Source organism: Devosia sp. FJ2-5-3 (assembly GCF_029201545.1).
Classification (GTDB): Bacteria; Pseudomonadota; Alphaproteobacteria; order Rhizobiales; family Devosiaceae; genus Devosia.
In genome coordinates, this window is the sequence record NZ_CP104007.1 from 3332547 (window position 1) to 3346715 (window position 14169).

Sequence of the window (14169 nt, forward strand, 5' to 3'; positions counted from 1 at the left end):
CTATAGGCCGAGACGGGCCCAATGGGCACGATCTTCGAGGGTTGAGACGGCATCATCTAGCACGCCAGAAGCAGAAATGCTCAAGCGCGGCAAGGCGAAGAAAGGCTTTTTGGGCGCGATGAACTTGAGCTCGATATCCGGCCCGAAGCGCTGACGGAGGGTCGAGTGCAGATCGCCGATGGCATCGACGAGGCCGAGTTCGACCCCGCGCAGGCCCGTCCACCATTCGCCGGTAAAGAGCGTATCGTCGTCGGCCCTGAGCCGCCCCGCCCGATGGGCTTTGACGTGGTCGATGAAAACCTGGTGGATGTCGAGTTCGAACTGCTTGATGCGCTCCACATCTTCTTGCCTTTCCGGCAGGAAGGGATCGAGCGTGGATTTGTTGCGGCCGGCGGTGTGCACGCGGCGCTCGATGCCCAGCTTGTCGATGGCGCCGACAAAGCCGAAGCCGGCCATGATGACGCCGATGGAGCCGACGATGGAGGAAGGATCGACAAAGATCTCGTCGCCGGCCACGGCGATGAAATAACCGCCCGACGCCGCTGCATCCTCGACGAAGACGAGGACCAGCTTGTCGTTCTCATCGGCCAGTTCGCGGATGCGCTTCGAGATCAGCCGGCTTTGAACGGGGGAGCCACCGGGCGAATTGATGACGATGGCCACGGCGGGGGCCGACTTCAAGGCGAAGGCGCGCTTGAGGAGGGGTTCGACCCCGGCGATGTTGAGCCTGCCAGGACGGAGTTCGGCAGCGATGACGCCCTGGAGGCGCACGACCGGAATGGTCGGGGTGCGACGGATAAGGCGGGCGAACCAATTGGGCTTGGGGCTGGTCAAATCGGCCATGTCCTCTCCTGTTGTCCCGGCTGATTTAGGCACGGCGCCAAGGGATTACCAGTCGAGTGCGCCGGTGCCGCGAAAAATGGCGTCGAATGCAGGCGAAAAGGCGCGCCCGTCCTCGCCGTGGAGCGGGCGGCTGGCGAGCAGCGTCAGCGGCGCACGCGACCCCTTGATGGCCCGCACCAAGATACGGTTGGAAGGCTGATCGGGGCGCGGGGTGAGCGGCAGGATGGTGACGGCGCCGAAACGCGGGGTGATGGCGGCGAGAAGCGCGCCCAGGCCGGCGCTGGGATAGATGCAGATGATTTCGCCCCCGGCCTTGGCGGCCCCGGCGGCGCAGCGCAGCCAGGTATCGAGCGCATCGACCGGCATGTGGCGCGCATCGGCACGGCTGTCTTCGGGGGCCAGAGTGCCCTGCCCGGCCCCGAAAAAGGGCGGATTGGCGATGATGGCATCGTAGTGATTGTCGATGAGCCCCGCCTCGCGGCGAAGGGCGGGCTTTTCGAGGATATCCAGCGCGAGCACATTGGCGCGGCAGGCGAGCCCGTTCTCGGCGATGTTGCGGCGCGCCAGGGCTCCGGTCTCCTCGTGACGCTCCACCATGGTGGCGGTGCCGGTGAGACCCAGGGTCAGCGACACCAGCGAAGCGGTGCCGACGCCGGCGCCGAGATCGAGCAGATTGTTGGTGTTCCGCGCGATTGCGGCGCCGAGCAGGACAGAATCGAGACCCGCCCGAAAGCCGTGGCTCGGCTGCGACACAATGAGCCTGCCGCCCAAAAAGGCGTCGCGCGTTATGGTTTGGTGTTTTACAAACGGATTGGGCTGGTCTAGGGACATCGCACCCGGATGGCTGGTTTCGCGCGACCATATATGCGCGGGCGTGGCAGGCTCAACCCGTTTTGCCGCTGCGCTCAAAAAGAGGACGGTAATGGCGGTCTCTGTTCTGACCCAGACGAAGCAGGCTGAAACGACCAATGCGGTCGATCGGCTCTTGGCGGCAACGGCCGAGGATATGGCGCAGGTCAACGCGCTGATCCTGAGCCGTGCCGAATCGCATGTCGACATGGTGCCCGAGCTGGCCCGCTATCTCATCGAGAGCGGCGGCAAGCGTTTGCGCCCGATGCTGACCGTGGCCGCTGCCATTCTCTTCGGTCGCGGCAAGGGCAATGCGATCAATTTCGCCGCTGCCGTCGAATTCATGCACAATGCGACGCTGCTGCACGACGATGTCGTGGACGAGAGCGATATGCGCCGCGGCAAGCCTGCGGCCCGCATGGTCTGGGGCAACAAGGCTTCCATTCTGGTCGGGGATTTCCTGCTCGGCCAGGCTTTCATGATGATGGTGGAGACCGGCGATATCGATGCGCTCGGCGTGCTCTCCGCCGCGTCCGCCGTGATGGCCGAGGGCGAAGTGTTCCAGCTGGCAAAGACCGGCGACCTCACCACCACCGAAGCCGATTATGCCGAAGTGATCCGCGCCAAGACGGCGGTGCTGTTCAAGGCGGCCTGCGAAGTGGGCGCCATGTCCGGCGGCGCCGATGCAGCCGGGCGCGCGGCGCTGGCGCAATACGGCATCGAGCTCGGCAACGCCTTCCAGCTCGTCGACGACGCCCTCGACTATGGCGGGCAGACCGGCACGCTGGGCAAGAATGTCGGCGACGATCTGCGCGAGGGCAAGATGACCCTGCCGGTGATTCTCGCCCTGGCCGAAGGCAGCGAAGCCGAACGGCAGATCATCGCCTCGGCGCTGGGCAAGGTCGATGCGAGCGAGCTCGAAGTCAGCCAGGTAGTGGCGATCTTTACCCGCCACAACACGCTCAAGCGCACGCTGGACAAGGCCCATGCCCATGCCGACGCGGCCATTGCCGCCCTGGCCCCCCTGCCCGAGAGCGAGATGAAGACCATCCTCGCCGACGTGGTCCGCCACAGTGTGGGCCGGGCGTCTTAGACCTTGGGTTTCAAGGCTGGGCAATAGCGCCCCTCCCCTTTCACCGGGCTTCCCTCGGGCTCGACCCGAGGGCCTCTATCCACGTGCAAAATGTCGGTTTGGGGCTCGCAGAGTGGCCCTCGGGTCGAGCCCGAGGGAAGCTCCGTGCGGGTGTGGAACGGCGCTCCAGCACCATAGGTGACCCCTCCACCTATCAGGGGGAGGTTGGGTGGGGGTATTGGCCTAAACACCAAGCAGCGGTGCGGCGGCGACCCAGTGTTCGGAATTGTGGCGGCGCATGATCTGGGCGGCTTCGTGGGCCTGGCCTTCGGAGCCGAAAATGCCGAAGACGGTGGCGCCCGAACCGGACATGCGGGCCAGGATGCAGCCAGGTGTCTGCGCCAGTTCTTCAATGATCTCGCCAATGACCGGCACCAGCTTGATCGCCGGCGGCTGCAGATCGTTGCGGGTTTCGGCCAGCCAGAGGCCGAGCTGGGCGGGACGGGTCAGCGGGCTGGGCAAGGCCGGGAGGGGATAATTGTCGTGGGCGTTGAGCCGGCGGAAAATATCCGCCGTCGCCACCGGCACCAGCGGATTGACCAGGACGATGAACAGCGCTGGAAAATCGGGCAGCGGCGACAGGATTTCACCCACACCCCGCGCAACGAGCGGTCGGCTGATGAGGCAGGCGGGCACGTCGGCCCCTAAAGTCGTGGCGAGATCGGCCAGATCGGCGACCGACAAATCGTGCCCGCTCATGCGCGCAAGAAGGCGCAGGGCAGCGGCGGCATCGGCGGAACCGCCCCCAATGCCGGCGGCGACCGGCAGGTTCTTGACCAGGTGCAGGCGCAGTCCATCCGGCACCAGACCGGGCCAGCGGGCGCGAAAACCCGCCAGCGCACGCATGACGAGATTGGTGCTGCCCACCCCGAGGCCCGCGGCAAAGGGGCCGGAAATGGTCAGGCTGTCGGCATCGGCGGGCGTGGCGGAAAGCTCGTCGGCCAGATCTGCAAAGACGATGAGGCTTTCAAGGTCGTGATAGCCATCGTCGCGACGACGGGTGACGTGCAGCGCCAGATTGATCTTGGCCGGCGCTGCCTGGGTATGGAAAAGGGTCATCGGGGCCGGGACTATTCGGTCTCGTTTTCCGGTGTCAGTCCTTCGGCGAGCTTGGGGCCGGTGCGCTCGGTAACGCGGCCATCCTTGTCCACCGCCCGCGCGACATTCCACTGGAAGCGCGCCTCGAGCCGGCGCCCCGATTTCCAATAGGCATCGCCGAGGTGATCATTGATCTCGGGATCGTTGGGCAGGAGCATGACGGCGCGCTCGAGCGTCTCGATCGCCTCGTCGATGCGGCCGAGCTTGTAGAAGGCCCAGCCGAGCGAATCGACGATATAGCCATCCTGCGGTTGCGCCTCGACGGCTTTCTCGATCATTCCGAGGGCGCGATCGAGATGCATGTCCTGGTCGATCCAGCTATAGCCGAGATAGTTCAGCACGGCAGGCTGGTCGGGGTTGAGGTCGAGCGCCTTGAGAAAATCGGCCTCGGCCTTTGGCCATTCCTTGGCGCGCTCATAGGCGATGCCGCGGACATAGTAGTAGCGCCAGTCGGCGGGAGCCTCGCCGCCGGAAATCTCGAGGCTGCGCGAATAGGCCTCGGCGGCCTCGGCGAACTGCTCATCATAGCGCAGGAGATCGCCCAGCACCGAAACGGCATCCAGATCATCGGGATTGGCGGCAATGATATTGCGCAGCCGGCGCAGCGCTTCCGGCCGGTCGCCCACGGCATCGAGATTTTGCGCGACGCGGACCACCGCTGTCGGCTTGACCGCCGAGGTGACGGGGATTGCGTCGTAGATCTTGTTGGCGGCGTCATGCTGGGAGGCGCTGTCGAGCAATTGCCCAACCGCCAGAGCGATGACATCGGCATTGGGATCGAGATAGAGCCCGAGGCGGAGGAAGACGAGAGCAAGGTCCTTGCTGCCGTCGCGCGTCAGCGCTGCGCCAATGCCATGGAACATTTCGGCGGCGCCGACCTGGACATTGGGGGTGAATACGCCGGGACGCTGGCGGGCTTCTACCGCCTGTTTGACCACGGTGACCACCGGATGGGTGAGGCCCTGGTCTTCGAACGTGGCAATGACGTCTTCGGCTTCGTCGAACCGACCATCATTGGCCAGCATGCGGGCATAGACTTCGACCATGCGGGCCACATAGGGCTCGTTCTCGAAGGCCTTTTCCGCCAGGTCGAGCGCAATGGCGCGTTCGCCGGCGACTTCTGCCATCAGCGCGCGGTGGAAAACGAGAAAGTCCTCCAGCCCGGTCTGGCCAAGCGTCTCAAGCAGTTCATCGGCTTCGGCGTAGCGATTGTCGCCCACCAGCGCCCATGCGCGCAGGATCGCGGCGGTGATGCCGGTAAAGCTGTCCTGCGAGACATTGCGCAGCATGCGCTCTGCCGCGCCGTAGCGACGTTCCTTGATGGCCTCGGAGGCCACGACGAGGTCGGCCAGTTCATTGGTGCCGGTCAGGTCGACAAGGTGCTTGGCAACGGAGGCCGCCTGGCCGATCTGCCCATCGGCCGCGTAGGCGACGAAGGCGCGCTCGACCAGCAGCGGATTTTCCCAATCGGACTGGGCCGCCTGGCCGAAATAGCGCGCGGCCTCGTCGGTGCGCAGCTCATCCAGGGCCTGGTTGCCGGCCAGGAACGAGCCACTAATGCTGGGGCGATAGAGCTGAAGCATGTCGAGTGCAGCCAGCGGGTTGTTCTGGGCTGCCACATGGGGGCTGAAAGCCAGCACCATCAGCGCGGCAAAAACGGGTCGCGCCATTCGTCTCGAAAGCAGGGTCAATTCGCTCAACTCTCCCATTGCCGTTACCGGCAGCTATTAGGCGGCAAAGATTGTCCGTTTTAGGACTGCGCCGCAAGGTCACCCACGAAAAGGTGGTTTTACATTCCGCTGTAATTGGGCCCGCAGCCCCCTTCGGGCGGCACCCATGTGATGTTCCGGGACGGATCCTTGATGTCGCAGGTCTTGCAATGCACGCAATTGGCCGCGTGGATGCGGAAGACCGGCGCGCCGTTCTCCTCGGCGACTTCATAGACACCGGCCGGGCAATAAAGCGGGGCCGGTTCGCCATAAAGCGGCAGGTTTTCGCGGATCGGGATGCTGGGGTCGGCCAGCTTGAGATGTACCGGCTGGTCTTCGTCATGCGACAGATTGGCGAGGAAGACAGACGACGCCCGATCAAAAGTAGTTGTGCCATCGGGGCGCGGATAGGTGCGCGGGGTCACTGCGGCAATGGGCTTGAGCTTTGCGGCGTCTGATGTATCGCTCCGCTGGGTGCCGAACATCGAAAAGCGCAGCAGCGACTGGCACCAGAGATCGAACCCGCCAAGACCGGCGCCGAACAGGGTCCCAAAGCGGCTCCACATCGGCTTGATGTTGCGCACGCCGAACAATTCGGCCCCGATGCCGGTTTCCAGCACCCGTTCCTGCAGCGTCTCGATGCGATCATGCTGGCGACCGGCGGCGACAGCCTCGCCCACCGCATCGGCAGCGGCAATACCCGAGAGGAAGGCGTTGTGGATGGCTTTGAGCCGCGGCGCATTCATGAAGCCGGCCGCACAGCCGATCAGCGCACCACCGGCAAAGGCGAGATCGGGCAGAGATTGCCAGCCGCCCGAGGCCAGCGCTCGCGCGCCATAGCTGAGGCGGGTCGCCCCCTCGAGCAGCGGGGCGATTGCGGGATGGGTCTTGAAGCGCTGGAATTCGTCGAAGGGCGAGAGCGTGGGGTCGGCATAGTCGAGATGGACGACGAGGCCGAGATAGAGTTTTCGGTCTTGGGCGTGATAGGCAAAGCCACCGCCGGAGGTGGCGTTGTCGAGCGGGAAGCCGAGATAGTGGTCGACCTTGCCGGGCTCGTGGCGATCCGCCGGGATTTCCCAGACTTCCTTGATGCCAAGGCCGTATTTTTGCGGGCTCTTGCCCGAAGCCAGGCCGAAATCACCGATGATCGTCTTGGCGAGCGAGCCACGGGCCCCCTCCCCGATCAGCGTATATTTGGCTTCGAGCGCAATGCCTTCGGCGTGACCGGGCTTGGGATTGCCGTCCCGGTCGAGGCCGAGATCGCCGGTGATGATGCCGCGCACCGGGCCATCGCCCGTCCGCAGCACATCGACCGCCGCCGTCATCGGGAAAATGTCGACGCCGAGGGCGGTGGCCTCTTCGCCCAGCCAGCGCACCAGATCGCCGAGGCTGACGACAATGCCGTCCCTGGTGCGCATCTGCGGGGGGATCAGCGCGTGGGGAAAGGCGAAATCGCCTTTGGTGGTGAGGAAATGATAGGTGTCGGTCGTCACATCGGGGCCGACCGGCGCGTTCTTCAGTCGCCAGTCGGGGATCAGCGCGTCGAGCCCGACCGGATCCATGACGGCCCCGGAAATGATGTGGCCACCGATTTCGGCGGCTTTTTCCACAATGGTGACGGCGATATCGGGATGGCGTTGCTTGAGGCGAATGGCGGCGGCAAGTCCGGCCGGTCCCGCCCCGACGATCAGCACGTCGGTCGACAGTACCTCGCGATTCCCGGCCTCTGCCATGGGCAAACATCCTCTTGAGCTGGAGGCGACTGGTCGCCCCGCATGGGGTGTGACATAACGGGGGCGATGTCTCAAGATCACGCGCTCAATAACGCCGAACTGCTTTCGGTGCTGGACTGGTATCGTGCCGCCGGCGTCGATCTGGCCGTGGGCGAAGAGCCGGTCGACCGGTTCGCGCAGAAGCCGCCTGTCGCCAGTGCGGCGGCTCCGTCCCGTATCGCCCCCCTGCCCGGCGCGGCGGCACCGGCTCCCGTGCCGCTGGTTCCCGGACCGGTGGGCGGAGACCCCGCCGAAGCGCGCGCGCTGGCGCGTTCTGCTCAATCGCTGGATCAATTGCGGGACATGCTGGAGGCCTATGATGGCTGCGGGCTCAAATTCCGCGCCACCCAGCTGGTGTTCGCCGATGGCAATCCCCAGGCAAAGATCATGCTGATCGGGGAAGCGCCCGGTGCCGAGGAGGACCGGATCGGAAAGCCGTTCGTCGGACGCTCCGGGCAATTGCTCGACCGGATGCTGGCGGCAATCGGGCTCAATCGCACCAAGGTCTATATCGCCAATTCCGTGCCCTGGCGCCCGCCCGGCAATCGTGCGCCGTCGCCCGAAGAGATGGAATTGTGCCTGCCGTTCTTGCATCGGCAGGTGGAACTTGTGGCGCCAAAGCTCGTGGTGACGCTGGGCGGATCGGCCATGCAGACGATTTTCAAGACCACAGCCGGGATCATCAAGATGCGCGGCAAATGGCAGGAAGTGAGCATCGGCAACCACGCCACGGACGGCATGCCGACGCTGCATCCGGCCTATCTCCTGCGCAACCCCGCGGCCAAGCAACAAGCCTGGCGCGATTTGCTCAGTCTCAAGATGAAGATGGACGCGCTGGGGCTGGAGTGAGTTCCCGGCGTTCCCGGGCCCCCACACCCCCTCCGAGCGCCGCTACGGCCCAGTGGCCTAGCTTTGCTTGCCTCCCCCTTCGAGGGAGGTGGGGATCGCGTTTGTGAAGTCATCAATGACCAAACACCGGGCGACCGAACGAACCGCACACAAGCACAGCGCCTCGCGTTATCCCTCCCGCTTGCCCTGAACTTTCCGCCCGACGGAAGAGTTTGGCCTGTCCATTAAGTTTTGCCGCGTTATGGTCACCTTCAGGTGATTTGCAACGTTTCGAATTCCCAGTCTCGAAAGCGCCATGGCTTCCGTCGTCAAAATCTACGCCCTCTTCATCAGCTCGGCCCTTTTGATGTTTGGAGGCGGCCTCCAGGGCCTTCTGCTCTCGGTGCGCGGCGCGGAAGAGGGATTTTCCCTTCCCGCGCTGGGCCTTATCGGCACGGGCTGGTCGGTGGGGTTCGTCGCCGGCTCCATTCTCGTGCCGATGATCGTGCGAAAAGTGGGCCACATCCGCGCCTTTTCAGTGATGGCGGCAATCGGCACCGTCACCATTCTGCTCAATCTGCTGTGGATCAACGATGTCGGCTGGATCGTCATGCGGGCGCTCAGCGGCTTCTGCTTTGCCGGCGCGGCGATGATCGTGGAAAGCTGGCTTAACGAGGTCAGCGACAACAAGAGCCGCGGCACCATCTTTTCAATCTACGTCACCATCAATCTCGGCGCCTCGACGCTGGGGCAGATCGCCATGTCGGTGACCGGCACGGTGGGCTATCTGCCCTTCGTCATCGGCGCCATCAGCTTCATCTGCGCGGTCCTGCCCACATCGCTCACCTCGAGCCCCCAGCCGCGCCCCCTGGCCTCGGCCAAGCTCGACCTGCCGCTTCTTATCAAGACCTCCCCCGTTGCTGCCGTCGCCGCCTTCTGTTGCGGCATGGCCAACGGCTCGTTCGGCACGCTGGCGCCCGTCTATGGGTATGAACAGGGCCTCGATTCCTCAGGCATTGCGCTGCTCTTTGCCATTGCCGCGATTTCCGGCGCCATCGGCCAGATCCCGTTCGGCCGGCTTTCCGACCGCATCGACCGAAGGCAGGTGATGATCGGGCTTGGCCTTGCCGCGGCCTTTGTCGGCCTTCTGGTCGTGCTGCTCAATCCGGGCGAAGGCTGGCTGATGTATGTGCTGTTTGCGTTCTATGGCCTTGCCGCAAACCCGCTCTATCCGATCGCCGTGGCGCATGCGAACGACTTCGCGCGCGAGGGAAATTTCGCCAAGATCGCGGGCGGCATGCTGCTGATCCTCGGGCTCGGGCTCGCCATCGGACCGCTCATCGCCTCGATGCTGATGAGTGCCATCGCCCCCATGGCCCTGTTCATGGTCACGGCGCTCTTCCATGTCATCGTCGCCATTTTCGCCTTCCTGCGCATGCGCGTCCGCAAGAGCGTCGATGCCGCCGATCGCGCGCCGTTCCAGCCCATGGCCAATGACAAGCAGGTCACCCCGGAATCGGTCGCCATGGACCCTCGAGCGGACGGCGACGACGAGGATGGCGAGATCATCACCCGTCCTGAAGCGGCGGTCCCTGACGAATTGATCGAAACTCCGGAGGCCGGCAGCCATGTTCAAAACCGACCGGTTTGAGGACCGCGCGTTCAAGCCCCTGTCCATCGCTGTTATCGCCGTCTCCGATACCCGGGACCTCGAGACGGATACGGGCGGGGCCTTGCTGAAATCTCTGCTGGAGGCCGACGGGCATTCCTGTGCGGGCCGGCAGGTGGTGCGCGACGATATCCAGCTGATCCGCGCCGCCGTACAGGCGCTGGTCGCCGATCCGACGGTGGACGTGATCCTGACCACCGGCGGCACAGGCTTTTCCGGCCGCGACGTGACGCCCGAAGCTATCGAACCGCTGTTCGACAAGCGCATGGACGGGTTTTCGGTGCTGTTCCACCAATATTCGGCGACGACCGTGGGCACGAGCTCGCTGCAGTCCCGGGCAACGGCGGGCCTTATCGGCACCACATTCGTCTTCTGCCTGCCCGGCTCGCGCGGCGCTTGCCGCGACGCGTGGGAGGGGTTGCTCACCCACCAGCTCGACTATCGGCACAAGCCGTGCAATTTTGTCGAGCTGATGCCGAGACTGGCAGAGCGGTGACAATCAGCGAACAACACGTTCGCTGTCGTTCACTTTAAGAAACCGATCAAAGGGGGCATCTTCAGGGCCAGGGCGCAAACGGCGCCATCAGGAGAAAGCCCATGTCCATTTCGCCCACGGCGCCCATGCAAACCGGCATGGTGACCCTCAATGTGCGCCAGCTCGATGCGGTGGCGGACTATTACAAGCAATTGCTCGATCTCGAAACGCTCGGCCGCGACGGCAACAGCCTGCGCCTCGGCGCCGGCGGCGAGGCATTGCTCGAATTGCGCGGCAATCCCGATTTCGCCCAGCGCAGCCAGCGCGCGGCGGGTCTCTTCCACACCGCCTTCCTCATGGATCGCGTCGATCTCGCCGCCTGGGTGCGCAAGATCGCCCGCGAACGCATCCCCGTCGGCGGCGCTTCGGACCATGCGGTGAGCGAGGCTTTCTATTTCAACGACCTCGAAGGCAATGGCATCGAAATCTATGCCGACCGTCCGCGCGCCGACTGGCCGCATGACGGCGGGATGATTGCCATGACCACCGATCCTCTCGATGTCGACGCGCTGCTCGATCTCGACCCCACCCGGGTCTGGAACGGCGCGCCGGCAAACATGATCGTGGGCCATGTGCATCTGCAGCTGGGCGACGTCGCCAAGGCCGAGCCTTTCTATGCCGGCGTGCTGGGGACCGATGTCACCTGCCGCTATCCGGGCGCGGTGTTCTATGGCGCCGGCGGCTATCACCATCAGCTGGCCACCAATATGTGGGCGAGCCGTGGTTCGGGCCCCCTCGCCCCCGACACGACCGGCCTTGTCGGCTTCGATCTCATTCTCGACAGCGCCGCGCAGCGCGACGCCATTGCCGAGAGCGCCGGTGTGACCGGTCATGAGCTGACCGACCCCTGGGGCATTGCCCTCAATCTCGTTGTGCGCGGGGAGAAGTAAGATGCTGGTCAATGGAAAATGGGTTGCCAATTGGCAGCCGGTGCAGGGCACCGATGAAAAGGGCGGCTTCGTCCGCCAGACCTCGAGCTTTCGCAACTGGGTGACGCCGGACGGCAGCGCTGGCCCCACCGGCGAAGGCGGGTTCAAGGCTGAGGCCGGCCGCTATCATCTCTATGTCGCGCTCATCTGTCCCTGGGCCTCGCGCACGCTGATCGGGCGCAAGCTCAAGGGGCTCGACGATGTGATCTCCGTCTCCATCGTCGAGCCGGAACTGAGCGAAGAAGGCTGGCGCTTTGCCCAGCCCGACGCGCTGACCGGCGCGACCTATATGCACGAGATCTACGCCAAGGCCGATCCGCAGATCAGCGGCCGTGCCACCGTGCCGGTGCTGTGGGACAAGGTGAAGAACACCATCGTCAACAATGAGAGCGCCGATATCCTGCGCATGCTCAATTCCGGTTTTGGCGATCTCGCAAGGAACGCGCAGGACCTCTACCCCGAGGCGCTGCGCGCCGAGATCGACGCGCTCAACGACTATATCTATCCCAAGTTCAACAATGGGGTGTATCGGGCCGGCTTTGCCACGACGCAGATCGCCTATGACGAGGCCTTTGCCGACGTCTTTGAGGCGCTGGACAAATTGGACGCCCGGCTCGAAGGCCAGGATTTTCTCGTCGGCAATCAGCTGACCGAAACCGATATCCGCGCCTTCGTGACGCTGGTGCGGTTCGACGCGGCCTATCATGGCCTGTTCAAGACCAATCTCCGGCGCGTTGCCGATTATCCGCGGCTGCAGGCCTATATGCTGCGCGTTCTCAACCTGCCCGGGGTGCGCGAGACGGTTGATATCGACCACATCAAGCGCGGCTATTATTCGGTCAAGGCGCTCAACCCCAATGGCATCGTGCCCAAGGGGCCCCATATTCCAGGCCTCTACGAAATAGCGGCCTGAACCCAACAAAAAAGGCGCCGGATTTCTCCGGCGCCTTTTTTCATGTCAATTGGCCTTAGTGGCCGCCATGGCCACCGGGGGCATCGCCATTGCCCTTGCGGACGAACCAGGCCGATATCACCATGCCGACCGAGACGATGGCGCCGCAGAGGAAGCCTGCGCGGATACCGGCTGCCAGCGCATCGAGCGGCGCCTCGCCGGCGGCCGCTTCCGCAGCCGAGCGCAGGCTCATCACCGCCACGAAGAGCGCAATGCCGGCGGCACCGGCAACCTGCTGCACCGAGCTCAGAATCGCCGACGCGTGCGAGTAAAAGCGCGGCGGCACGGAGCTCATCGCCGTGGTGAAGAGCGGGGTAAAGGTGAAGGCCAGGCCGATGCTGAGCACGATATGGCCGGCAATCACCTGCCAGATCGCGGTGTGCTGGCTGACCGTGGTCAGCGCCCACATGACGGCCGTGACGGCGACGACGCCGGGCACGAGCAGCGGACGCGGGCCGACCTTGTCGTAGAGGCGACCAACCACCGGGCCGAGAACACCCATGATCAAGCCACCCGGGAGCAGCATCATGCCGGTCTGCAGCGTATTGAGGCCGAGCACGGACTGGGTGTAGATCGGGATCAGGATCGAGGTGCCCAGCAGCGCCACCATGGCGATGGCGGCGGTGACCAGCGACACCGAATAATTGGTGTGCTGGAGCGTGCGCAGGTCGAGCAGCGCCTTGTCGTTGCGGGCAAGGCCGATCTGGCGCCAGACGAAGATGGCCATGGCCACGACACCAACGACGATCGGGGCCCAGGACGGAATGGCCGAGCCGTGTTCTGCGCCTTCACCAAGGCTGGAAAGCCCATAGACGAGGCCGCCAAAGGCCAGTGCTGACAGGATCACCGACAGCACATCGAGGGGCGCATAGCGCGGGGTCGAGACGTTGCGGATCTTGATCGCACCCAGCACCAGCGCGCCGACGGCGATGGGCAGGGTGAAATAGAACATGAAGCGCCAGTCGAACTGGGACAGGATGAACCCGCCAATCGTCGGGCCGATGGCCGGGGCCACCGACATGACGATCGAGATATTGCCCATGGTCTTGCCACGGCCTTCCGGGGGCACCAGCGACATTACCGTGGTCATCAGCAGCGGCATCATGATGGCGGTGCCGACGGCCTGGACGACGCGACCGACGATCAACAATTCGATCCCCGGCGCCAGCGCGCAGATGAGCGTGCCGACACTGAAGATCGCCATCGCCGCCATATAGATCGGCCGCGTATTGATGCGCTGCAGCATGAAGCCGGTGATCGGGATGACGATGGCCATGGTCAAAAGAAAGGCGGTCGTCAGCCATTGCGCGGCACTGGCGGTGACCCCCAGATCCACCATCAGATGGGGGATGGCCACGCTCATGATGGTCTCGTTCAGAAACACCACGAAGGTGGAGACGAGCAGAAGCGCGATGACCAGCTTGTTGCGAGCCGCATTGTCGGGGTGCTGCGGCGCGATTTCGGGCACCGCATCAAGCGTAGCGTCCATTGTCATCTTGTTCTCTCTCGATCGGCGTAGCGTCCACACGACGGGGGAGACCGGCGGGGATCGACACGGGAATTGCGAAATATCGGCGACAGGACCTGTCAGCATGATCACGCAGCGCGCGGCCTCAAGGACGCGGGCGGAGCCAGATCTGAGGAGGCAAAACGAACCGACAGGGGGACGCCGAAAGGGAGCCTGTCTACGCCCGCAAGACCAGTCCGTAAAGTCTTGTAATGCATGGCACCCCTGCCAATATGAATGTCAGCAGGAACTCCGCGAAAATGCATGTTCTTGTTTTGTTCTCATCGGCATGCTAAGTCTTTCCGGACGTCGGAGGAAGCGCGATTCTCCTCCGGCTCGGCAGTCA

12 protein-coding genes are annotated in these 14169 nt (G+C 64.2%); 6 read left to right on the forward strand and 6 right to left on the reverse strand.

What is annotated here, in order from left to right; genetic code table 11:
- Entirely contained in the window at positions 1-843 is an 843-nt protein-coding gene (locus N0P34_RS16040; RefSeq protein ID WP_275604226.1) for a S49 family peptidase, read from the reverse strand.
- Positions 844-888: 45 nt separating this feature from the next.
- Positions 889-1596 carry a methyltransferase gene (locus N0P34_RS16045; protein ID WP_275604227.1) on the reverse strand — a complete coding sequence of 236 codons (708 nt, stop codon included), beginning with the start codon at positions 1594-1596 and terminating at the stop codon, positions 889-891.
- Positions 1597-1765: 169 nt separating this feature from the next.
- Here N0P34_RS16045 and N0P34_RS16050 point away from each other — a divergent pair, with 169 nt between their 5' ends.
- Entirely contained in the window at positions 1766-2785 is a 1020-nt protein-coding gene (locus N0P34_RS16050) for a polyprenyl synthetase family protein (RefSeq protein ID WP_275604228.1), read from the forward strand.
- A gap of 222 nt (positions 2786-3007) precedes the next feature.
- On the opposite strand, the gene N0P34_RS16055 is transcribed toward N0P34_RS16050, so the two are convergent.
- The 3 genes from N0P34_RS16055 to N0P34_RS16065 all read right to left on the reverse strand — a co-directional run bounded on the left by N0P34_RS16055 (position 3008) and on the right by N0P34_RS16065 (position 7364).
- Positions 3008-3883, reverse strand: a complete 876-nt coding sequence (locus N0P34_RS16055) for a 4-(cytidine 5'-diphospho)-2-C-methyl-D-erythritol kinase (protein ID WP_275604229.1) — start codon at positions 3881-3883, stop codon at positions 3008-3010.
- A gap of 11 nt (positions 3884-3894) precedes the next feature.
- Positions 3895-5592, reverse strand: a complete 1698-nt coding sequence (locus N0P34_RS16060) for a tetratricopeptide repeat protein (protein WP_275604230.1) — start codon at positions 5590-5592, stop codon at positions 3895-3897.
- A gap of 119 nt (positions 5593-5711) precedes the next feature.
- Positions 5712-7364 (reverse strand): electron transfer flavoprotein-ubiquinone oxidoreductase, encoded by a 1653-nt coding sequence (locus tag N0P34_RS16065; RefSeq protein WP_275604231.1) that lies wholly within the window; start codon positions 7362-7364, stop codon positions 5712-5714.
- Positions 7365-7430: 66 nt separating this feature from the next.
- On the opposite strand from N0P34_RS16065, the gene N0P34_RS16070 reads away from it, so the two are divergent.
- From N0P34_RS16070 to N0P34_RS16090, 5 genes are all read left to right on the forward strand, one after another.
- Complete coding sequence (locus tag N0P34_RS16070; RefSeq protein ID WP_275604232.1) at positions 7431-8252, forward strand: uracil-DNA glycosylase; 822 nt, start codon at positions 7431-7433, stop codon at positions 8250-8252.
- Positions 8253-8547: 295 nt separating this feature from the next.
- Positions 8548-9882 (forward strand): MFS transporter, encoded by a 1335-nt coding sequence (locus N0P34_RS16075; protein WP_275604233.1) that lies wholly within the window; start codon positions 8548-8550, stop codon positions 9880-9882.
- Entirely contained in the window at positions 9860-10396 is a 537-nt protein-coding gene (gene moaB, locus N0P34_RS16080; RefSeq protein WP_275604234.1) for a molybdenum cofactor biosynthesis protein B, read from the forward strand. Before N0P34_RS16075 ends, moaB begins: the two co-directional genes overlap by 23 nt.
- Before the next feature lie 101 nt (positions 10397-10497).
- Positions 10498-11325, forward strand: coding sequence for a VOC family protein (locus tag N0P34_RS16085; RefSeq protein WP_275604235.1), 828 nt, complete (start codon positions 10498-10500; stop codon positions 11323-11325).
- A gap of 1 nt (position 11326) precedes the next feature.
- The gene (locus N0P34_RS16090; RefSeq protein WP_275604236.1) at positions 11327-12277 is read left to right on the forward strand and encodes a glutathione S-transferase family protein; all 951 of its coding nucleotides are present in this window, start codon (positions 11327-11329) and stop codon (positions 12275-12277) included.
- A gap of 55 nt (positions 12278-12332) precedes the next feature.
- Here N0P34_RS16090 and N0P34_RS16095 read toward each other — a convergent pair whose 3' ends face one another.
- Positions 12333-13811, reverse strand: a complete 1479-nt coding sequence (locus N0P34_RS16095) for an MDR family MFS transporter (protein ID WP_275604237.1) — start codon at positions 13809-13811, stop codon at positions 12333-12335.
- Between the last annotated feature and the right edge of the window lie 358 nt (positions 13812-14169).

Coding starts and splice junctions, on each gene's coding strand:
- N0P34_RS16040 (WP_275604226.1), bottom strand. CDS start 843: ATGGCCGATTTGACCAGCCCCAAGCCCAATTGGTTCGCCCGCCTTATC.
- N0P34_RS16050 (WP_275604228.1), top strand. CDS start 1,766: ATGGCGGTCTCTGTTCTGACCCAGACGAAGCAGGCTGAAACGACCAAT.
- N0P34_RS16055 (WP_275604229.1), bottom strand. CDS start 3,883: ATGACCCTTTTCCATACCCAGGCAGCGCCGGCCAAGATCAATCTGGCG.
- N0P34_RS16060 (WP_275604230.1), bottom strand. CDS start 5,592: ATGGCGCGACCCGTTTTTGCCGCGCTGATGGTGCTGGCTTTCAGCCCC.
- N0P34_RS16065 (WP_275604231.1), bottom strand. CDS start 7,364: ATGGCAGAGGCCGGGAATCGCGAGGTACTGTCGACCGACGTGCTGATC.
- N0P34_RS16070 (WP_275604232.1), top strand. CDS start 7,431: ATGTCTCAAGATCACGCGCTCAATAACGCCGAACTGCTTTCGGTGCTG.
- N0P34_RS16075 (WP_275604233.1), top strand. CDS start 8,548: ATGGCTTCCGTCGTCAAAATCTACGCCCTCTTCATCAGCTCGGCCCTT.
- moaB (WP_275604234.1), top strand. CDS start 9,860: ATGTTCAAAACCGACCGGTTTGAGGACCGCGCGTTCAAGCCCCTGTCC.
- N0P34_RS16085 (WP_275604235.1), top strand. CDS start 10,498: ATGTCCATTTCGCCCACGGCGCCCATGCAAACCGGCATGGTGACCCTC.
- N0P34_RS16090 (WP_275604236.1), top strand. CDS start 11,327: ATGCTGGTCAATGGAAAATGGGTTGCCAATTGGCAGCCGGTGCAGGGC.
- N0P34_RS16095 (WP_275604237.1), bottom strand. CDS start 13,811: ATGACAATGGACGCTACGCTTGATGCGGTGCCCGAAATCGCGCCGCAG.